The sequence below is a fragment of the Streptomyces sp. NPDC056734 genome (assembly GCF_042790455.1).
Lineage (GTDB): Bacteria > Actinomycetota > Actinomycetes > Streptomycetales > Streptomycetaceae > Streptomyces.
In genome coordinates this window covers 52,810-73,853 of sequence record NZ_JBHTZD010000031.1, presented here as the reverse complement: position 1 = coordinate 73,853, position 21,044 = coordinate 52,810, and the positions used below count along the sequence as shown (strand labels likewise).

13 protein-coding genes are annotated in these 21,044 nt (G+C 71.3%); all 13 read left to right on the top strand.

The window, feature by feature from the left end:
* Window positions 1–79 precede the first annotated feature (79 nt).
* A complete protein-coding gene (locus ACFRFC_RS33900; protein WP_382688906.1) occupies window positions 80–4,315 on the top strand; it encodes an Rne/Rng family ribonuclease in 4,236 nt (1,411 codons plus the stop codon).
* A 428-nt stretch (window positions 4,316–4,743) separates the two neighbouring features.
* The gene (locus ACFRFC_RS33895) at window positions 4,744–5,811 is read left to right on the top strand and encodes a glucose-1-phosphate thymidylyltransferase (RefSeq protein WP_382688909.1); all 1,068 of its coding nucleotides are present in this window, start codon (window positions 4,744–4,746) and stop codon (window positions 5,809–5,811) included.
* Window positions 5,808–6,842 (top strand): dTDP-glucose 4,6-dehydratase, encoded by a 1,035-nt coding sequence (gene rfbB, locus ACFRFC_RS33890; RefSeq protein ID WP_382688912.1) that lies wholly within the window; start codon window positions 5,808–5,810, stop codon window positions 6,840–6,842. The genes ACFRFC_RS33895 and rfbB overlap by 4 nt, the downstream gene beginning before the upstream one ends.
* On the top strand, window positions 6,839–7,801 hold the full coding sequence (gene rfbD, locus ACFRFC_RS33885) for a dTDP-4-dehydrorhamnose reductase (RefSeq protein WP_382688915.1): 963 nt from the start codon (window positions 6,839–6,841) through the stop codon (window positions 7,799–7,801). The genes rfbB and rfbD overlap by 4 nt, the downstream gene beginning before the upstream one ends.
* A complete protein-coding gene (locus ACFRFC_RS33880) occupies window positions 7,798–9,795 on the top strand; it encodes a glycosyltransferase family 2 protein (RefSeq protein ID WP_382688918.1) in 1,998 nt (665 codons plus the stop codon). Before rfbD ends, ACFRFC_RS33880 begins: the two co-directional genes overlap by 4 nt.
* A gap of 554 nt (window positions 9,796–10,349) precedes the next feature.
* A complete protein-coding gene (gene rfbC, locus ACFRFC_RS33875; protein ID WP_382688921.1) occupies window positions 10,350–10,946 on the top strand; it encodes a dTDP-4-dehydrorhamnose 3,5-epimerase in 597 nt (198 codons plus the stop codon).
* 226 nt (window positions 10,947–11,172) lie between these two features.
* Window positions 11,173–11,493: a 50S ribosomal protein L21 gene (gene rplU, locus ACFRFC_RS33870; protein ID WP_382688925.1), complete on the top strand. Its 321-nt coding sequence runs from the start codon at window positions 11,173–11,175 to the stop codon at window positions 11,491–11,493.
* Window positions 11,494–11,507: 14 nt separating this feature from the next.
* On the top strand, window positions 11,508–11,762 hold the full coding sequence (rpmA, locus tag ACFRFC_RS33865) for a 50S ribosomal protein L27 (RefSeq protein ID WP_362760071.1): 255 nt from the start codon (window positions 11,508–11,510) through the stop codon (window positions 11,760–11,762).
* Between the two features lie 145 nt (window positions 11,763–11,907).
* Window positions 11,908–13,344 (top strand): GTPase ObgE, encoded by a 1,437-nt coding sequence (gene obgE / locus ACFRFC_RS33860; protein WP_382688929.1) that lies wholly within the window; start codon window positions 11,908–11,910, stop codon window positions 13,342–13,344.
* Window positions 13,345–13,945: 601 nt separating this feature from the next.
* Window positions 13,946–15,505 (top strand): alkaline phosphatase D family protein, encoded by a 1,560-nt coding sequence (locus tag ACFRFC_RS33855; protein ID WP_383112679.1) that lies wholly within the window; start codon window positions 13,946–13,948, stop codon window positions 15,503–15,505.
* A 140-nt stretch (window positions 15,506–15,645) separates the two neighbouring features.
* Entirely contained in the window at window positions 15,646–16,875 is a 1,230-nt protein-coding gene (locus ACFRFC_RS33850) for a hypothetical protein (RefSeq protein ID WP_382688935.1), read from the top strand.
* Between the two features lie 234 nt (window positions 16,876–17,109).
* A complete protein-coding gene (locus ACFRFC_RS33845; RefSeq protein ID WP_382688938.1) occupies window positions 17,110–18,609 on the top strand; it encodes an SDR family NAD(P)-dependent oxidoreductase in 1,500 nt (499 codons plus the stop codon).
* 238 nt (window positions 18,610–18,847) lie between these two features.
* Window positions 18,848–20,884 carry a hypothetical protein gene (locus tag ACFRFC_RS33840; protein WP_382688941.1) on the top strand — a complete coding sequence of 679 codons (2,037 nt, stop codon included), beginning with the start codon at window positions 18,848–18,850 and terminating at the stop codon, window positions 20,882–20,884.
* The last annotated feature ends 160 nt before the right edge of the window (window positions 20,885–21,044 follow it).

The window sequence follows — 21,044 nt, the reverse complement described above, 5'->3', positions numbered from 1 at the left end:
CCGCGCGAGCCGCGGACGTCACCGGCCTTCCCGCCGGACCATGCGCGGCGCCCGGGAGCCTGACGGGAGAAACGCCCGCATGCTCGAACCGACCGAATCCCCGGAGTCCACCGACTCCGCCGACAACACCCCCAGTGACACCCTGCCGCCGCGTCGTCGGCGCAGGGCCGCGTCCCGGCCGGCGGGACCGCCGACCGACCCGACCGACCCGACCGGGACACCGGTGGACGTGACCGCCCCGGCCGTCGCATCGGCCGGCCAGGACAGTGACATCGCCGACACTGCCGATGGCTCCGTCAGAGCTGACATCGCCGTCGACGCCGTTGACGAAGAGGCCGACGCGGCCGAAGAGGCGGCGGTGAGCGGCGAGGCCGAAGCGCCCGCGCCCGCCCCCCGTACGCGCCGCCGTGCCGTACGGCGTGCCTCCGCGCCCGCCGGGGCGCCTTCCGAGGCCCCCGAGCGTGCCGGTACCGAGAGCGCCGGGACCGTGGTGCCCGCCGCCGCGCCGGTCGCCGAGGCCGCCCCGGTGGCGGACGCCGCCGTCGAGGAGCCCGCCCCGCGCGCCCGGCGCCGGGCCACCCGCCGGGTGTCCGCGCCCGCCGCTACGCCCGAGCCGGTGGCCGCCGCCGAGGTGACCGAGTCCGCGCAGGCCCCCCAGGCCACGCAGGCCGCCCCCGAGGCGTCCGTCGCCGACGAGAGCCTCAACGGCACCGAGGAGACCGCCCCGCGCCGCACGCGCCGCCGGGCCACCCGCAAGGTGTCCACGCCGGTCGCGGAGACCGCCGTACCGGAGACCGCCGCAGCGCAGACCGCCGTACCGGAGCGGACCGGGACCGAGGCCCCGGCCGTCGCCGAGTCCGCCGCCCCCGAGCAGGCGCCCGGCGCCGTGAAGAAGGCACCCGTGTCCGAGCAGGTCCCCGAGACCGAGGCCGACGGCGACACCCCGCGTCGTGGCCGGCGCAGGGTGGCGCGCAAGGCCGCCACCGGATTCGCCGCGCCGCCCGTCGAGGCGTCCGCCCAGGCATCCGGGCGGACCGCCACCCGGACCGCGCCCGCGACGCAGGACGAGGCCGACGCGCCGCGTCGCCCGGCGCGGCCCGCTGTCGCCGTGTTCCAGGCGCCGGTGTTCACCGAGCCGAGGTTCCAGACGCCCGAGCGGGCGGCTGCCGAGGCCGCCGCGGAGGCGGCGGAGGAGGAGCCCGCCGAGGAGACGGCCGAGCAGACCGCCGAGGCGCCGGAGTTCGCGGAGGAGCCCGCCGGCTCGCGGCGCCGCCGCAGGCGCAAGGGCGCGGCCTTCGCGGAGGAGACCGAGGCCCGCGCGCAGGCGCCGGTCGCGGAGGAGCCCGAGCCGGCCGCGGACACCGAGGACGCCGCCGAGCAGGCCGATGACTCCGACGACGGCGACGACGCCGAGGAGACCGGCTCGCGCCGCCGCCGGCGCCGTGGTGGCCGTCGCCGGCGCCGCGGTGAGGCCGCGGACGGCGAGGGCGACGACACCGCCGCCGAGCAGGCCGCGCAGGACGCCGAGGACACCGCCGAGCAGGCCGACGAGGACGCCGAGGACGGCGACGACGCCGAGCGCGGCGAGGAGGCCGGGGGCTCGACCGCCGGAAGCCGTCGCCGCAGGCGCCGTCGCCGCCGGGCCGGTGACGGTTCCGGTGACGGCGAGCAGTCCGAGGACGACCCGGAGCGCACGGTCGTCAAGGTCCGTGAGCCGCGCAAGCAGAGTGAGCGCGAGCCGTCCGACGAGGTGCAGTCCATCAAGGGCTCGACCCGTCTGGAGGCCAAGAAGCAGCGCCGCCGTGAGGGCCGTGAGCAGGGCCGCCGCCGGGTGCCGATCATCACCGAGGCCGAGTTCCTGGCCCGCCGGGAGGCCGTCGAGCGTGTGATGGTCGTCCGGCAGAACGGCGACCGTACGCAGATCGGCGTCCTTGAGGACAACGTGCTCGTCGAGCACTACGTCAACAAGGAGCAGTCGACGTCGTACGTCGGCAATGTCTACCTCGGCAAGGTGCAGAACGTGCTGCCGTCGATGGAGGCCGCCTTCATCGACATCGGCAAGGGCCGCAACGCCGTGCTGTACGCGGGCGAGGTCAACTTCGAGGCGCTGGGGATGGCCCATGGGCCGCGGCGCATCGAGTCCGCGCTGAAGTCCGGCCAGTCGGTCCTCGTGCAGGTCACCAAGGACCCGATCGGGCACAAGGGCGCCCGGCTGACCAGCCAGGTCTCGCTGCCCGGCCGCTATCTGGTGTACGTGCCCGAGGGCTCGATGACCGGTATCAGCCGCAAGCTGCCCGACACCGAGCGGGCCCGGCTGAAGACCATCCTCAAGAAGATCGTCCCCGAGGACGCGGGCGTCATCGTGCGCACCGCCGCCGAGGGGGCGAGCGAGGACGAGCTGCGCCGGGACGTCGAGCGGCTCCAGGCGCAGTGGTCGGATATCCAGAAGAAGGCCAAGAGCGGCAACGCCCCGACGCTGCTGTACGGCGAGCCGGACATGACCGTCCGGGTCGTGCGGGACATCTTCAACGAGGACTTCTCCAAGGTCATCGTCAGCGGTGACGAGGCCTGGCAGACCGTGCACGGCTATGTCGCGCACGTGGCGCCGGATCTCACCGACCGGCTCAAGAAGTGGACCTCCGAGGTCGACGTCTTCGCCACGTACCGGATCGACGAGCAGCTCGCCAAGGCGCTGGACCGCAAGGTGTGGCTGCCGAGCGGTGGCTCGCTGGTGATCGACAAGACCGAGGCCATGGTCGTGGTCGATGTCAACACCGGCAAGTTCACCGGCCAGGGCGGCAACCTCGAAGAGACCGTGACCAGGAACAACCTGGAGGCGGCCGAGGAGATCGTGCGCCAGCTGCGGCTGCGCGACCTGGGCGGCATCGTCGTCATCGACTTCATCGACATGGTGCTGGAGTCCAACCGGGACCTGGTGCTGCGGCGCCTGCTGGAGTGCCTGGGCCGGGACCGTACGAAGCACCAGGTCGCCGAGGTGACCTCGCTGGGTCTGGTCCAGATGACCCGCAAGCGGGTCGGCCAGGGCCTGCTGGAGTCCTTCTCCGAGACCTGCGTGCACTGCAACGGACGCGGTGTCATCGTCCACATGGACCAGGCGACCGCCGCCGGTGGTGGCGGCAAGCGCAAGAAGCGCGGGCGTGGCGGGGCGGAGACGCCGGAGCACGAGCACGACCACGAGCTGGTGCAGCCGTCGGCGCCGGCCGAGACCGAGACCGAGGCGGAGGTGGCCGCCGAGGCCGCCGCTCCGGTCGCGCTCTCGTCGCCCGCGTTCGAGCCCGACGAGGAGCTGTACAGCAGCGTCGCCGAGGCGGAGGCCGCGGCCGGCCGGGGCCGTTCCCGGCGCCGGGCCAGCCGCCGGGCCTCGGCTCCGGCGGGCGCTCCGAGGGGCGAGGCCGCCAGGTCTGCCGCTCCGGTCGCCGAGTCCGTCGTACCGGCGCGCGCTGAGGACGGGGACGGGGACGGGGACGTACGGCGGTCCCGGCCGAGGGCCGCCGCCGAGGTGCACGCGGAGCCGGTGGCCGTGGAGGACCCGGTGGTCGAGGCGCCGCCCGCCGTCGAGGCGCCTGCCGTCGCGGAGGCGTCTGCCGAGCCCGTCGCTGCTGCCACTTCCGCCGCTTCTGTGGAGGAGGCGGCCACTGCTCCCGTCGAGGAGGCCGCGCCCAAGGGGCGTACGCGTCGCCGGGCCACCCGCAGGGTGTCCGCACCGGCCGGGGCGCCCGAGGGCGCCGAGGCGGCCGTCGTCACGGTGACCGAACCGGCCGCACCCGTGGCCGCGGCGGAGCCGACACAGGCGACGGCATCGGTGGAAGCGGCGGAGCCCGTGTCGGTCCCGGCGGCCGAGGCCCCCGCCGACACCGACGCCGCCCCCGCCCGCCCCCGTCGCCGTGCCGTCCGCAAGGCCACCGCGCCGACCGCGTCCGAGGACACGGCCGTCGTGGTCGTCCCATCGGGCCCGGCCCAGGAGGCATCCGGCGACCAGGCGCCCGAGGCATCGGGAGACCAGGCCCCCGGCGAGCGGTTGTCCGGCGATGAGGCGTCCACCGGCGATGACGCCGAAGGCGAGTCGGCGGCCCCGGTCAAGAAGGCGGCCGCCCGTAAGACGGCGAAGAAGGCGACCGCCAAGAAGGCCGCCACCACCGCCACCAAGAAGACGGCCGCGAAGAAGACCACGGCCAAGAAGACCGTCGCGAAGAAGGTGCCGGCGAAGAAGGCGGCGACCAAGAAGACGGCGGCCAAGAAGACCGCGGCGGCGGAGCAGACGCTGTCCTCGGTGTCCGCCACCACGGAGGACTGATCCCGCCGATCAGCCTGCCGCGCAAGGCAGTTGACGGCCCGTCCGGTGCACACCGGGCGGGCCGTCCGCGTACCCCGGGCCGCACTCGCCGTGATCTTCGCCCGGGCTCACCGCGCGGATCACACCTGGATCACTATCCGGTTGACCACCTGGTTCATCGCCTGGTTCATCGCCCGGTTCATCGCCTCGTCACTATCCGGTTCACCGCGTGGTTCCCATCTGGATCGTTATCCGGATCACTATCCGCGGCTATCTGGATCACTATCCGGATCGCTGTCCGCAACCTGTGAATGACAGGCGAATCCGTGAAGGAGTGACATGGTTATGATGTGGGAACAGACAGTCGGTGAATTAAGGGGAAACGGAGACTTTTGGTCTGCGATTTTCCCGCGACCAATGGGGTTTCCTGTGGTGGTAGGGGTGTGTTCGTGAAGGCTCTCGTGCTCTCCGGGGGAGCGGGCACCCGCCTCCGCCCGATCACCCACACCTCGGCCAAGCAACTGGTGCCGGTGGCCAACAAGCCCGTCCTCTTCTACGGCCTTGAGGCGATCGCGGACGCCGGGATCACCGAGGTGGGGATCGTCGTCGGCGACACCGCCGAGGAGATCCGCGAAGCGGTGGGCGACGGCTCCCGGTTCGGCGTCGAGGTCACCTACATCCCGCAGGACGCCCCGCTGGGCCTCGCCCACGCCGTGCTGATCGCCCAGGACTTCCTCGCCGACGACGACTTCGTCATGTACCTCGGCGACAACTTCATCGTGGGCGGCATCACCGCCCTGGTGGACGAGTTCCGCGACGACCGTCCCGACGCGCAGATCTTGCTGACCAAGGTCCCCAACCCCACCGCCTTCGGCGTCGCGGAACTCGACACCGAGGGGCGGGTGGTGGCCCTGGAGGAGAAGCCGCAGCGGCCCAAGAGCGATCTCGCTCTCGTCGGCGTGTATTTGTTCACCCCGGCGATACACGAGGCCGTGCGGTCCATCAAGCCGTCCTGGCGCGGCGAACTGGAGATCACCCACGCCATCCAGTGGCTGATAGACGCCGAGCGCAAGGTCCGCTCCACCACCATCTCCGGATACTGGAAGGACACCGGCAATGTCACCGACATGCTGGAGGTCAACCGCTCGGTCCTGGAGAGCGTGCAGCCGCTGAACGACGGCACGGTCGACGCGGCCAGCGAGATCATCGGCCGGGTGCGCATCGAGGCCGGGGCGAAGGTCAGCGGCAGCCGGATCGTCGGCCCCGCGATCATCGGCGCCAACTCGGTGGTCAGCGACGCCTATATCGGCCCCTTCACCTCGATCTCCGAGGACTGCCGGATCGAGGACAGCGAAATCGAGTACTCCATCGTGCTGCGCGGCTCGTCGGTGACCGGCGTCCGCCGGGTGGAGGCCTCGCTCATCGGGCGCGACGTCGAGGTCACGCCCGCTCCCCGCCACCCGTCGGCCCACCGGCTCGTGCTCGGTGATCACAGCAAGGTGCAGATCTCTTCATGACACCTCCCGCGACGACACCTCCCGCGGTGATACCTCCGCTCTCCCGCCCGACCCGCGTCCTGGTCACCGGGGGCGCCGGTTTCATCGGCTCGCACTATGTCCGCACCCTGCTGGGCCCGGACGGCCCCGGTGATGTCGAGGTCACCGTGCTCGACAAGCTGACCTACGCGGGCAACCCGGCCAACCTGGACGAGGTGCGCGAGCACCCCGGCTTCGCCTTCGTGCAGGGCGACATCTGCGACCCCGAGCTGGTCGGCAAGCTGATGGACGGGCACGACCAGGTGGTGCACTTCGCGGCCGAGTCGCACGTGGACCGCTCGATCGACGGCGGCGCCGAATTCGTCCGCACCAATGTGGTCGGCACCCACACCCTGATCGACGCCGCCCACCGGGCCGGCATCGAGACCTTCGTGCACATCTCCACCGACGAGGTGTACGGCTCGATCGACGAGGGCTCCTGGCCGGAGACCCACCCGCTGGAGCCCAACTCGCCGTATTCCTCGGCCAAGGCGTCCAGCGACCTGATCGCGCTGTCCTACCACCGCACCCACGGCCTGGACGTCCGCGTCACCCGCTGCTCCAACAACTACGGCCACCACCACTTCCCCGAGAAGGTCATCCCGCTCTTCGTGACCAACCTCCTCGACGGCAGGAAGGTCCCGCTGTACGGCGACGGCGGCAACGTCCGTGACTGGCTGCACATCGACGACCATGTCCAGGGCATCGAGCTGGTCCGCACCAAGGGCCGCGCGGGCGAGGTCTACAACATCGGCGGCGGCACCGAACTGTCCAACCGGCAGCTCACCGAACTGCTCCTCGCGGCGTGCGGCGCCGACTGGGACACCAGCGTCGAGTACGTCGAGGACCGCAAGGGCCACGACCGCCGCTACTCCGTCGACTGCGCCAAGATCCGCGAGGAACTGGGCTACACGCCCAGGAAGAACTTCGCGGACGGTCTCGCGGAGACGGTCCGCTGGTACCGCGAGAACCGCTCCTGGTGGGAGCCGCTGAAGGAGCGGGCCGCGCTGTGAGCGAGAACCGCCCCTGGCTGGTCACCGGCGCCGGCGGCATGCTGGGCCGGGACGTCCTGGCCAGGCTGACCGCCGAGGGCGAATCCTTCATCGCCCTGGACCGCGCCGCGCTCGACCTCACCGACCCGGACGCCGTGCTGCGCGCCCTTCAGGCCCACCGCCCGGCCGTCGTCGTCAACTGCGCCGCCTTCACCGCCGTGGACGACGCCGAGACCCGCGAGTCCGACGCCCTGCGCGTCAACGGCGACGGCCCCGCCCACCTGGCCGCCGCCTGCGCCGCCACCGGCGCCGTCCTGCTCCACCTCTCCACCGACTACGTCTTCGCGGGCGACGCCACCGCCCCGTACCCCGAGGACGCCCCCACCGCCCCGCGCAGCGCCTACGGCCGTACCAAACTGGCCGGCGAGCAGGCGGTCCTCAAAACCCTCCCCGAGCACGGCTATGTGATCCGCACGGCCTGGCTGTACGGCGCGGGCGGCCCCAACTTCGTCCGTACGATGATCCGCCTGGCCGGTGAGCGCGACACCGTCGATGTGGTGGACGACCAGCGCGGCCAGCCCACCTGGAGCGCCGACCTGGCCGCCCTGCTGCACACCCTGGGCCGCAGCGCCCTGGCCGGCACCGCCCCCGCCGGGATCTACCACGGCACCAGCTCCGGCGAGACCACCTGGTACGGCTTCACCCGGGAGATCTTCCGGCTGCTCGGCACCGACCCCGGCCGGGTCCGCCCCACCACCAGCGAGGCGTTCGTACGCCCCGCGCCCCGGCCCGCGTACAGCGTGCTCGGTCATGACCGCTTCCGCGCGGCCGGTGTCCCGCCGCTGCGCGACTGGCGCGCGGCGCTCGCCGAGGCGTTCCCTGACATCCACGACATCCGCGATGTTCACGATATTCACGATAATCGTGCGACCCAGCAGATCCAGCCGAACCCGGTCCAGACGAAGGAGAATCCGGCGTGACGGTCAAGGTCAGTGTCGTCATCGCGGTCTACAACCCCGGCAAATACATCGAGGACTGCATCACCGGCCTGCTGCGGCAGAGCCTGACCCCGGACGAGTTCGAGGTCTTCTTCGTCAACGACGGCTCCACCGACGACACCCCGGCCCGCCTCGATCGACTGGCCGCCGAGCACCCGCACTTCCACGTCATCCACCAGGAGTCCTCCGGCTGGTCCGGCCGCCCCCGCAACACCGGCACCGACGCGGCGCGCGGCGAATACGTGATGTTCGCCGACCACGACGACTGGCTCGGCGACGAGGCCCTTGAGCGGATGTACGACTACGGCACGGCCCACGACGCCGATGTCGTCATCGGCAAGATGGCCGGCATCGGGCGCCCGGTCCCGCAGGAGCTGTTCCGCGTCAACCGGCCCCGGGCCACCGTGGAGAACGCGCCGCTGATCGACAGCCTCACCCCGCACAAGATGTTCCGCCGGGAGTTCCTGGCCGAGCACGGCATGCGGTTCAAGGAGGGCAGGCGGCGGCTGGAGGACCATGTCTTCGTCGCCGAGGCTTATCTGCGGGCCAAGAGCGTCGCCGTCCTCAGCGACTACGTCTGCTACTACCACATCACCCGCGACGACGGCTCCAACGCCGGCTTCCAGCGCTTCGACCCGGCGGGCTACTTCGGCAACCTCCGCGAGGCCCTCGACGTGGTCGAGAACCTCACCGAGCCCGGCCCGCTGCGCGACAAGCTCTACAGCCGCTGGCTGCGCAACGAGATGGTCGAGCGGCTGCGCGGCGACCGGCTGCTGAAGCTGCCCGAGGACTACGCGGAGGAGCTGTACCGCGAGATCCGCGCGGTGATCACCGAGCGCTTCGGCCCGGGCGTCCTCGCCCGCGTCGCCCCCACCCAGCGCGTGGTGGCGGCCCTGGTCGCCGCCGACCGCTACGCCGATGTCCGCGCCCTCGCCGCATGGGAGGCCGGCATCCGACCCACCGGCCGGCTGACCTCCCTGACCTGGGAGAACGGCTCGCTGGCCATCGGTTTCAGCGCCGAGTACGAGGTCGCCGGCGCCCCGATGACGTACGGCCTCGACGGCGAGCGCGACCTGCTCGGGCTGCCGCTGTCCGAGGCCGCCCGCGAGGCGCTGGCGGAGCAGGGCGTCGATCTGACGGCGCCGGTGGACCGCAGTGACGTCGACCTGGTGGTCCGGCACCGCGAGGAGGCCACCCAGTACTACCTTCCGCTGCGCAGCGAGCGGCACCGGATCGACGCCGGGGACGACGGCTCGTTCCGGCAGCGGATCACCGCGCGTGCCGTGCTGGACCCGGAGACCGCCGCCGCGGGCGGGCCGCTCGCCAAGGGCATCTGGGATCTGCACCTGCGCATCAAGTCCTGCGGCTGGAGCAAGGAGACCCGGCTCGGCGCCGTGCGTGACGAGGACGTGGAGAGGGGACGGCTGCCCGCGCTCACCGGTGTGCCGCGCCGGCTGGTGCTGCCGTACTGGACCGACGGGCCGGGCAATCTCTCCCTCGACGTCGACCAGCACACCGGCAAGCTGGAGCGCGAGGCCGTGGCGGTGCTGGACCCGGTGGCCGGTGAGGTCGACGACGGCACCGTCCGCCTTCCGCTGCCGCTGCATCTGGCCGCCCCGGACGGCGATCCGGTGCGGCTGCGCTTCGAGCGCAAGCACGTGGGCAAGTACCCGGCCGACGCGGTCACCGACGGCCGTACGGTGAGCGCCGTACTGCCGCTGGCACGGCTCACCGGCATGCGCTGGGCGGTCCGGGTCGGCATACCGTCCGCCGACCGCGGCGAGCCCCGCTGGACCCGGCTCCCGGTCGACGTGGTCGTCGACGCGGGGGGCCGCGCCCGCGTGATCGACCGGCACACCCCGTCGGACAGGCCCGGCCCCACGTCCGCGTCCCAGCAGCAGGCCCCCCGGCCGCTGTGGCGCAGGGTGGCGGGCCGCGTCAGGCGCGCGGTGACGGGCGGACGGCCCAAACGCTGAGGCGGATGCGCCGGCGGGGCTCGCCGATTTTTGAGCGGGGGGTGGCGCGGGCGCTGGTCTGGGCGGGATGGCCACGCACGCGGGCGGGTCGCGCGAGCGCTGGTCTGGACGGAGGGGCGGCGTACGGCGATCTTTGACCGGCGGAGTGCGTAGGCGCTGAGCCGGATGGGATTGCCGGGGACGTCGGCCCTTGTCCGGCGGGTCGCGCGAGCGCTGGTCTGGACGGGATGGCGGCGTACGGCGATTCTTGACCGGCAGAGTGTGCAGGCGCTGAGCCGGACGGGATTGCCGGGGACGCCGACCCTTGACCGGCAAGCAACGCAAGCGCTGAGCCGGATCGGCGGACGGCGGACTCCGACCCTGACCGGCGAGCCGCGCGAGCGCTGAGCCGGACGGGGGAGCGGGTGCCGGCCGCCTAGATCGGCGGGTGCCTCACTCAGACCGGGTGCCCCGCCCAGACCGGTGGGGTGCCCCGCCCACCCCACCGGCAGGCGCCGCCCGGCCTGAGCGGCGTACACGACTGACCGAGCAAGCAGACGACCCGAGGACCCCCGATGCGACCCCTTTCGATTTCCGGCTCCTGGGTGTATGAGCCGAAGGTCTTCCCCGACGGCCGGGGCAGCTTCCACGAGTGGTTCAAGGCACCCCTGTTCACCGAGGCGGCCGGCCACCCCCTCACCCTCGCCCAGGCGAACATGTCCGTCTCCAGCCGGGGCACCCTGCGCGGCGTCCACTTCGCGGACGTGCCGCCGGGGCAGGCCAAGTATGTGAAGTGCGTGCGCGGCGCGGTGCTCGACGTGATCGTGGACATCCGCACCGGCTCGCCCACCTTCGGCGCGTCGGAGGTGGTCCGCCTGGACGACCGGGACCACCACGCCGTCTATCTCTCCGAGGGCCTCGGCCACGCCTTCATGGCGCTCACCGACGACGCCACCGTGGTCTATCTCTGCTCCGAGGGATACGCCCCCGAGCGCGAGCACGGCATCCACCCGCTCGACCCGGCCCTCGGCATCGACTGGCCCGCGGACGTGACCCCGCTGCTGTCGGAGAAGGACCGGGGGGCCCCGACCCTGGCCGAGGCCCGTGAGCGTGGCCTGCTGCCGTCGTACGAGGAGTGTGTGGCGTACCGGGCGGGGCTGGGGCCCTCCTGACCAGGGCGGGAGCCGGGGCGCGGCCTCGGTTTGACCAGCCCTGAGGCTCCCCGTAACCTTGACCGTCGGTGTGTCCCTGGATATGGACGTGCCACATCCCCGTAAACCTCTTCCTCCGGAAGCCGGACGTCACGGTGTTCTGCGTCAGGTGTTCCGGAGAGGCCGCTCGTCTCCCGGGCGGCTGGACTGCGGGGGTGCCGGTCCCCAACGAGAGAGTGAGATCCGCGTGTACGCCATCGTGCGCAGCGGTGGCCGCCAGCACAAGGTTGCTGTCGGCGACACCGTCGAGGTTGACAAGATTCCCACCGCCAAGGTTGGCGACACGGTAGAGCTCTCTACCCTGCTCGTTGTCGACGGCGAGGCCGTGACCAGCGACCCGTGGGTGCTGGCCGGTATCAAGGTCCAGGCCGAGGTCGTGGACCACCACAAGGGCCAGAAGATCGACATTCTGCGCTACAAGAACAAGACCGGTTACCGTCGTCGGCAGGGCCACCGCCAGCAGTACACGGCGATCAAGGTGACCGAGATCCCCGCGGCTGCGAAGTAAGGGACTGAGGAGACATGGCACACAAGAAGGGCGCATCGTCCACCCGGAACGGTCGCGACTCCAATGCCCAGCGGCTCGGCGTGAAGCGCTTCGGCGGTCAGGTCGTCAACGCGGGTGAGATCCTGGTCCGTCAGCGCGGCACCCACTTCCACCCGGGCTCCGGCGTCGGCCGCGGCGGCGACGACACGCTGTTCGCGCTCCAGGCCGGTGCGGTGGAGTTCGGTACCCACCGTGGGCGCAAGGTCGTGAACATCGTTCCGGTCGGCTGACCCGAGCGAGTCGACCGAAGCTCTCCACAGCTTTCGCGAGGCGGACCTCACTTCCCGGGCGGGAAGGCGGGTCCGCCTTTCGCGTGTTGACCCGGGTACCACCCGCATTTTCCGCATGACCCGTACTTTCTGGAGGCACTGAACCATGACCACCTTCGTGGACCGCGTCGAACTGCATGTCGCCGCGGGTAGCGGAGGCCACGGCTGTGCCTCCGTTCACCGGGAGAAGTTCAAGCCGCTCGGCGGCCCGGACGGCGGCAACGGAGGGCGCGGCGGCGATGTGATCCTCACCGTCGACCAGTCCGTCACCACGTTGCTCGACTACCACCACTCCCCGCACCGCAAGGCCACCAACGGCAAACCCGGCGAGGGCGGCAACCGCTCCGGCAAGGACGGCCAGGACCTGGTCCTGCCCGTCCCGGACGGCACCGTCGTGCTGGACAGGGCGGGCAATGTCGTCGCCGACCTGGTCGGGCACGGTACGTCCTTCGTCGCCGCGCAGGGCGGCCGGGGCGGGCTCGGCAACGCGGCCCTGGCCTCCGCCCGCCGCAAGGCACCCGGCTTCGCGCTGCTCGGCGAGCCCGGCGATCTGCACGATGTGGTGCTGGAGCTGAAGACCGTCGCCGATGTGGCGCTGGTCGGCTACCCGAGCGCCGGGAAGTCCTCGCTGATCTCCGTGCTCAGCGCGGCCAAGCCGAAGATCGCCGACTACCCCTTCACCACGCTGGTCCCGAACCTGGGTGTGGTGACCGCAGGTACCACCGTCTACACCATCGCCGACGTACCCGGGCTGATCCCGGGCGCCAGCCAGGGCAAGGGGCTGGGCCTGGAGTTCCTGCGCCATGTGGAGCGGTGCAGTGTGCTGGTGCATGTGCTGGACACCGCGACCCTGGAGTCCGACCGCGACCCCCTCTCCGACCTCGACATCATCGAGGAGGAGCTGCGGCAGTACGGCGGGCTCGGCGACCGGCCGCGGATGGTCGTCCTCAACAAGATCGACGTCCCGGACGGCAAGGATCTCGCCGAGATGGTCCGCCCCGATCTGGAGGCGCGCGGCTACCGTGTCTTCGCGGTGTCGGCCGTGGCCCACATGGGGCTCAAGGAGCTGTCGTACGCGCTGGCCGAGGTGGTGGCGCAGGCGCGCGCCGACCGGCCGCGTGAGGAGGCGACCCGGATCGTCATCCGGCCCAAGGCGGTGGACGACACCGGGTTCACGGTGGTCCGCGAGGACGAGGGCCTGTTCCGGGTGCGCGGCGAGAAGCCCGAGCGCTGGGTGCGGCAGACCGACTTCAGCAATGACGAGGCCGTCGGCTATCTCGCCGACCGGCTGGGCCGCCTCGGGGTCGAGCAGGAGCTGATGAAGGCGGGCGCCCGCGCGGGCGACGGCGTGGCCATCGGGCCCGAGGACAACGCGGTCGTCTTCGACTGGGAGCCGACCGTCATGGCCGGTGCGGAGATGCTGGGCCGGCGCGGTGAGGACCACCGGATGGAGGCGCTGCGCCCGGCGGTCCAGCGGCGCCGCGAACGCGAGGCGGAGCGGGACGAGATCCAGCGGGAGTTCGAGGGCTTCGAGCCCTTCTAGCCGACGCGAACTATTCCCCTTCTACGGCGGTCCTGACTCGGGGTGAGTCGGGGCCGCTGTTGGCTGTCCGGGTGGGTCGGGGGCGGGCGTGGGGTCGGTCGGGGTTCTGTGTGGGTCGGTCGGGGGCATGCGTGGGCTTCGTCGGGGTCCTGCCTGGACCCGTCCGGATCGCGCGTGGGCTCCGTCAGGTCCGGTGTGGGTCGGTCGGGGGCATGCCTGGGCTTCGTCGGGGTCCTGCCTGGATCCGTCCGGATCGCGTCTGGGCTCCGTCAGGTCCCGTGTGGGTCGGTCGGGGGCATGCCTGGGCTCCGTCAGGCCCCGCCTGGACCCGTCGGGGGCACCCCCGGCCCCGCCAAGGTCCCACCTGGACCCGTCGGGGGACCCCCGGCCCCCGCCAAGCCCCCGCCCGCCCCCCGCCAAGGTCACGCCCGGACCACCCCACCGCCCCGTTGCCTTAACGAACCATTCGCTTGCTGTGCGGGATCTGCCCGCCGTCCCTCCACTTGTCATGCCCGCGCATCATCCTGTTCAGCGGACCGACCGCCCCGGCAGGGAGCTTCCGAAGTGACCAGAAGGCCACACGGGCAAGGGAGTTCCTCCGATGACCGACGCGACCGGACCGGCAGTGTCCGACCGACGCCGCTTTCTGACCGCTTCCGCCGCCGTCATGGGCGCCGCCGCCTCCGCCCAGCTGTGGCTGCCGTCCGCCGCGAGAGCCGCCGAAACCCCGCTGCCCGCCGGGGTGTTCAGCCTCGGCATCGCCTCCGGTGACCCCCTGCCCGACGGCGTGGTGCTGTGGACCCGCCTCGCCCCGGACCCGCTGAACGGCGGCGGCATGCCCGACCGTACGGTGGCCGTGGAGTGGGAGATCGCCGAGGACGCACGGTTCGGCAAGGGCGTCCGCCGGGGCGTGGCCCAGGCCCGGCCCGAGTACGGGCACAGCGTTCACGTGGATGTACGAGGACTGCGCGCCGACCGCGCCTATTGGTACCGCTTCCGGGTGAGCGGACAGCTCTCGCCCACCGGCCGGACCCGTACCGCACCGGCCCGTACCAGTTCCGGCGGCAGCCTCCGGGTCGCCCTCGCCTCCTGCCAGAACTGGCAGCACGGGTACTTCACCCCGTACGCCGACATGCTCGGCCAGGACCCGGACGTCGTGCTGTTCGTGGGTGACTACATCTACGAGTCCACCCCGTCGGCGACCGCCGTGCGCCGGCACGAGGGGAGCGGGGAGCCGTACAGCCTCGTCCAGTACCGCAACCGGTACGCCCAGTACCGCAGTGACCCGGATCTCGCGGCGATGCACGCGAGCGCGCCCTTCGTCGTCACCTTCGACGACCACGAGGTCGACAACGACTTCGCCGGGGAGATCCCGCAGGACCCCGACAAGCAGGCGCCCGACGCGTTCGTGTCCCGGCTCACCGCCGCCTACCAGGCGTACTACGAGCACATGCCGGTGCGCGCGAGCGCCGTCCCGGACGGGCCGCACATCCGGATGTACCGCCGGCTGGAGTTCGGCCGGCTGGCCCGGCTGAATGTGCTGGACACCCGGCAGTACCGCAGCGACCAGGCCACCACCCAGGACGGCGCGAAGAACCCGGCGCTCACCATGCTCGGCGCCGCGCAGAAGGACTGGCTGCTCGGCGGGTTGCGTGACTCGCCCGCCCGCTGGAACCTGGTCGCCTCGCAGATCATGATGGCCGAGACCGATCTGCTGATCGGCGAGGGCAAGCAGTGGTTCTACGACGCCTGGGACGGCTACCAGGCCGAACGCGATCTGTTCATGCGGGAGTTCCAGCGCACCAGCAACCCGGTGGTGCTCACCGGCGACCGCCATCTGACGATGATCAGCGACCTCAAGGAGGACTACGCGCGGCCCGACTCGGCCGTCGTCGGCGCCGAGTTCGTCGGTACGTCGATCTCCGCCAACGGTGACCAGGACCAGGCCGCCTTCCGCAAGGAGTGGGACCCGCGCACCCCGGACAATCCGCACTGGAAGCTGCTCGACGCCCATCGCGGCTACCACCTCTTCGACATCCGCCGCGACGGCATCGACGCGCAGGTGCGGGTCGTCGACACGGTGCTGAGGCCGACGGCCGCACCGAGCACGCTGGCCCGGCTGCGGGTGGACGCGGGACGGCCCGGCGTACGGGTGGTCTGAGCGCCGGCGAGCATGTCGAGCAGGCTGAGAGCGCCGAGGACGCGCAGGACGCCGAGGGCGCTGGGAGAGTCCCCGGACTTATCGTCGTCCCAGGGTGCTCTCAGCCTTCTCTCAGGCAGTCCGTTTACCGTCCGTTCACCATGGAGACGGATTGTCAGACCCCCCATCAGATCCCCGATCGGACCCCCGGGCAGACCCCCGGCCCGCCCCGCGCCCTCCCCGGCGGCACCAGGCTGCTGCACATCGGCCCGCACAAAACCGGGACCACCGCCCTCCAGGGCGCGCTGTTCGCCGCCAAGCAGGCCCTGCCGGCGCACGGCGTGGTCTTCCCGGCGCAGGGCAGGCACCCCATGGAAGCGGCCCTCGCCGCCGTCGCCCGCCCGGCGATGATGGGCGACGCCGTGCCCTCCGACCGGCAGTGGACCCGGCTGCTCGCCCAGGTGCGGGCCACCAAGGCGCAGACCTCGGTGCTCAGCAGCGAGTTCTTCGCCGACGCGGCCGACGACGACACCACCCGGCGGATCGTCGAGCAGCTCGGCGGTGAACGGGTGCACATCCTGGTCACCCTGCGCCCGCTGGCCCGGATCCTGCCCTCGCAGTGGCAGCAGTACGTGCAGAACGGGCTGCGGATGGGGTACGAGGACTGGCTGGAGCACATGCTGCGCAAGCCGCCGTACGACAAGCCCAACCCCAGCTTCTGGAAGCGGCACCGGCACGACGAGCTGGTGGCACGGTGGGCGCGGGCGGTCGGGCCGGAGCGGATGAGCGTCGTCGTGGTCGACGACCGGGACCGGGACGGGCTGCTGCGGACCGTCGAGGCGCTGCTCGGGCTGCCGGAGCGCCTGCTCCAGCCCGTCCCGGACACAGCGAATCGTTCCCTCACCCTCGCCGAGACCGAAATGCTGCGGAAGCTCAATGTGGAATTCCGTGGCAATGGCCTCCCCGAGGAGCTGTATTCCCGGCTGATCCGGCACGGCGCGGTCATGCAGATGAAGAACGCGTGCAGCCCGACCGCCGAGGACGCCCGGATCGTCACCCCGGACTGGGCCGTGCGCAGGGCGGGCGAGATCGCCGCCGAGATGACCGGGAAGATCGCGGACGCGGGCGTACGGATCATCGGTGACCCGGCGATCCTGTCCGCGATACCGGAGCCGACGTCCGCTGCCGAGCCCCATGAGCCGGGCCCGGCGACGGCCAGGATCGCGCCCGAAGTCGCAGCTCAGGCACTGTATGGGGCGCTAGCGGCGGCGGCCTGCGCGCCGGTGCGCCACAGCAATTCGGCCAAGACGCGCACGCTGCACCAGACCACGTCGAAAGAGCTGGTGAAGGTGATCGGGCGGCGGGCGCTGAAGCGGATGCGGCGGTACTGAACCGCCCGCATGTCCGCCCGTATGTCACACAGTGTCATCCTCTGGCCTGTGGAGTAACTCACAGCAATTCTGGTCCCTGAAGTGGCCTTACAGGGAACTTTTCGTCCATCACCAGCGTCAAAAGGTGAATGAGAGGTTGCGTGCGCATATGCGGCGGAGGTCACTCACCTTGCATCGCGGTAACCATAAGTGGGAGCATTTGCAAGCTCCCAGTCGCCCCAAGGTAGGTCATCTGTGTCACAGCACATTGCCAAACCCCGTACCACCGCCGTCATCCTGGCCGGTGGGACCGGTCAGAGGGTGGGTCTGTCCATTCCCAAGCAGCTGCTGAAGATCGCCGGCAAGGCAGTCATCGAACACACGCTGACCACCTTCGAGAAGACCGATTCCATCGACGACGTGATCGTGTTGATGACACCCGGATATGTGCCCGATGTGGAGAAGATCGTCGCCAAGGCCGGATTCCGGAAGATCTCCCGGATCATCGAGGGCGGCGCCACACGCAACGAGACCACGGAGCGCGCCATCGCCGCCCTGGGCGCCGGCCTGGCCGACGGCGAGGACCTCAACGTCCTCTTCCACGACGCCGTACGACCGCTGCTCTCGCGCCGCGTGATCGACGACTGCGTGAGCGCGCTCGGGCGCTATCAGGCCGTCGACGTCGCCATCCCGTCCGCGGACACCATCATCGTCACGCGCACCCACGGCGACGACGGCGAGTTCATCACGGAGATCCCGGACCGCTCCCGGCTGCGCCGGGGCCAGACCCCGCAGGCGTTCAAGCTGTCCACCATCAGGCGGGCCTACGAAGTGGCGGCGGGCGACCCCAACTTCCAGGCCACGGACGACTGCACGGTCGTGCTGAAGTACCTGCCCGATGTCCCCATCCACGTGGTCGCGGGCGACGAGTACAACATGAAGGTCACCCAGCCCGTCGATGTCTTCATCGCCGACAAGCTGTTCCAGCTCGGCTCCACGGCCGCGCCGGAGCAGAAGGGCGAGGAGGCGTACGGCGAACTGCTCGGCGGCAAGACGGTCGTGGTCTTCGGCGGCTCCTACGGCATCGGCAAGGACATCGGCACCCTCGCCGGGTCCTACGGCGCCACGGTCTACGCCCTGGGCCGCTCCACCACCGGCACCCACGTGGAGAACCCGGAGGACATCGACGACGCGCTGTCCAAGGCGTACGCCGACACCGGCCGGATCGACTACGTGGTCAACACCGCGGGCGTGCTGCGCATAGGCAAGCTCGCCGAGACCGACAACGCCACCATCGAGGAGGCGCTGAAGGTCAACTACCTGGCGCCGGTGCAGATCGCCCGCTCCGCCTACAAGTATCTGGCGGAGACCAAGGGCCAGTTGCTGCTCTACACCTCCAGCAGCTACACCCGCGGCCGCGCCGAGTACAGCCTCTACTCCTCCACCAAAGCCGCCATGGTCAACCTCACCCAGGCGCTGTCCGACGAGTGGGCCGGCGACGGCATCCGCGTCAACTGCATCAACCCCGAGCGCACGGCGACCCCGATGCGCACCAAGGCGTTCGGCCAGGAGCCCACCGGCACCCTGCTCTCCTCCGAGGCCGTCGCCCGTACGTCGCTCGACGTGCTGCTGTCCGAACTTACCGGTCATGTCATCGACGTCCGCCAGCAGGATCCGACGGCGAGCGCGGGCGAGGCATCCGGTTTCGAACAGGCACTGGCGGGCGTGCTCGACCGTCAGGACGGCGTGGCCTGACCGTCAGGACGGTATGCCCGCACCGCCGGGGCGCCAGGGTGGCGTGGCATAATCGCCACCTCCTGGCCCTCTGTCATTCAGGCCCTTGTGTGTTCCGGTTCGCCGAGTAATCACAAGGGCCTGAGTCCTTGAATTCCACAATTTTACATCGAATTTTCAAGCAGTTCTCAGGAATTTTACAGACTATGCCGGCGCCCGCGCAGTCTCACCCTGGGCACCCCTCTCAGAGCAGGTTTCCGTGATAACCACCGCTATTCGCGTCGCCCGGGTGGGCAGCGCCGCCGAGTTGGCCGCGGCCGTGCTGATGATGCTCGGCTTTCCGGTGCTCATGCTGGCCGCGCTCATACCCAGCGTCCCCGTTTTCGCCGCCGCCGCGGCCGTGACCTACCTCGCGGATCACTATTTGCACCGCAAAGGCAGCTATCTGATCAACCGCCTGAGCAAGGTGCGCGCGGGCCTGTCGATCCGCTTCCTGATCCGCGAGCTGCTCCTGGTGCTGCTGCTGGCCCGGGTGTCCCTCTCGGACAACCTGATGTTCTACGGCGCCGTCGCCGCCTTCATCGCCTTCTACGGCCTCCAGGCCCCGCACGGCGCGCTGGTCACCCTGATCCGCAACCGCCGCCGGATGCCGGTCGCCACCCGCAACGTCGACCTGGGCGCCCGGATCCGGATCCCGGACGCCCCGCCGCAGTGGCTGCTGGACCGCTCCGCCGAGAAGGTGCTCCACCTCGACCTCGCCGCCGTCACCGGGGTGCTGATCTCCGCGGCGCTCGACTCGGCCGTGGCCGGCTTCATCGGCATCGGCCTCACGGTCGGCCTGGGCGCCGCCTACGTCCTGGCGCTCGCCCCGTATGTGCGAGGCCGGAAAATACCGCCCGGCGCGGAGACCGTACTCGCCGCCGTCGACGACTGGCTGCGCGGCTACCGGCCGCAGACCGTGCTCTACTTCTCCGGCTCCAAGGAGTCGACGTACCAGGTCAACATGTGGCTGGAGACCATGGAACAGCTGGACTCCAAGCCGCTGATCCTCCTGCGCGAGCGGGCCATACTGGAGCGGATGGCGCCCACCACCGCCCCGGTCGTCTGTGTGCCCGGCGGGGTCCATCTGATGAACCTGGACCTGTCGACCGTACGGGTCGCGCTGTACGCGGCGAACGTCGGCAAGAACATCCACCTGCTGCGCGTCCCCACCATAAAGCACGTCTTCATCGGCCACGGCGACAGCGACAAGCTGGCCAGCGTCAACCCGTTCAGCAAGGTGTACGACGAGGTGTGGACCGCCGGGCGCGCGGGCCGCGACCGCTACGCCATCGCCGACGTCGGCGTCCGCGACGACGACATCGCCGAGGTGGGCCGCCCGCAGCTCGCGCCGATCCGGCCCTGGGAGGGCGTCCCCGAGGACCGGATACCGACCGTGCTGTACGCGCCGACCTGGGAGGGCTGGGACGACAGCCCCGGCAACACCTCCCTCCTGCTGGCCGGCGAGAACATCGTCCGCGCGCTGGTCACCGCCGACCCGCCGGTCCGTGTCCTGTACAAGCCGCACCCCTTCACCGGCACCCGCAGCCCCGCCGCCAAGGCCGCCGACCAGCGGATCATCGCGCTGGTCCAGCAGGCCGCCGGGGAGCGCGCCGCCGGGTCCGCCTTCACCGCCGACCCGGGCGCCGAAACCGCCGCCCGCGCCGAGCTGACCCGCATCGAGGCCCGGCTCGCCGAACTCTCCGGCGGCGGCGAGGGCGGCGACGAGGCCGAGGCCACCCGCGAGGGGGTCGCCGACCTCGCCAGGTTCCAGGAGATCGCCGGGCTGCGCACCGAGTGGAACGACGCCTACTGGCGCTCCTTCTCCACCTGGCAGCACCAGGTGATCACGGACGCCGAGCCGCGTCTGTACGACTGCTTCAACGTCTCCGACGCGATGGTCTCCGACATCTCCTCGGTCGTCTCCGACTTCATCGCCAGCGGCAAGCCGTACGCGGTGACGGACTCCGCCGAGCTGGGCACGGAGGAGTTCAAGCGGCAGAACACCGCCGTCCGCGCGGCCGTCATCCTCTCCAACAGCGCCGCCGAGCTGGGCGGACTGCTCACGGCGGTACGCGACCCGGCGGCCGACCCGCTGGCCGCGGAGCGGCGCGACCTGAAGCGCTACCTCCTCGGTCCGGACGAACCGGCGTCGATCGTCCAGTTCAACACGGCGGTGAAGGCCCTGGCGGCGAAGGCGGCCAGCCGTAACCGGGGACAGGAGACCCGGACGGCGGCGACGGAGCTGACGGGCTGAGCGGGACGGCCCCGCCCGGCGCGGGTGTCCCCCGGGGCCGTCCCGCGCGCGCGGGCGGGTTCCCGGCGGGAACACAGGCAGGGGCTGAGGCTGGGGGCTGCCTCGTGCGTGCGGGTGGGCTCGCCCTCGGTGTGTGGCGGGTGCGGTGGTCCGGGGGTGC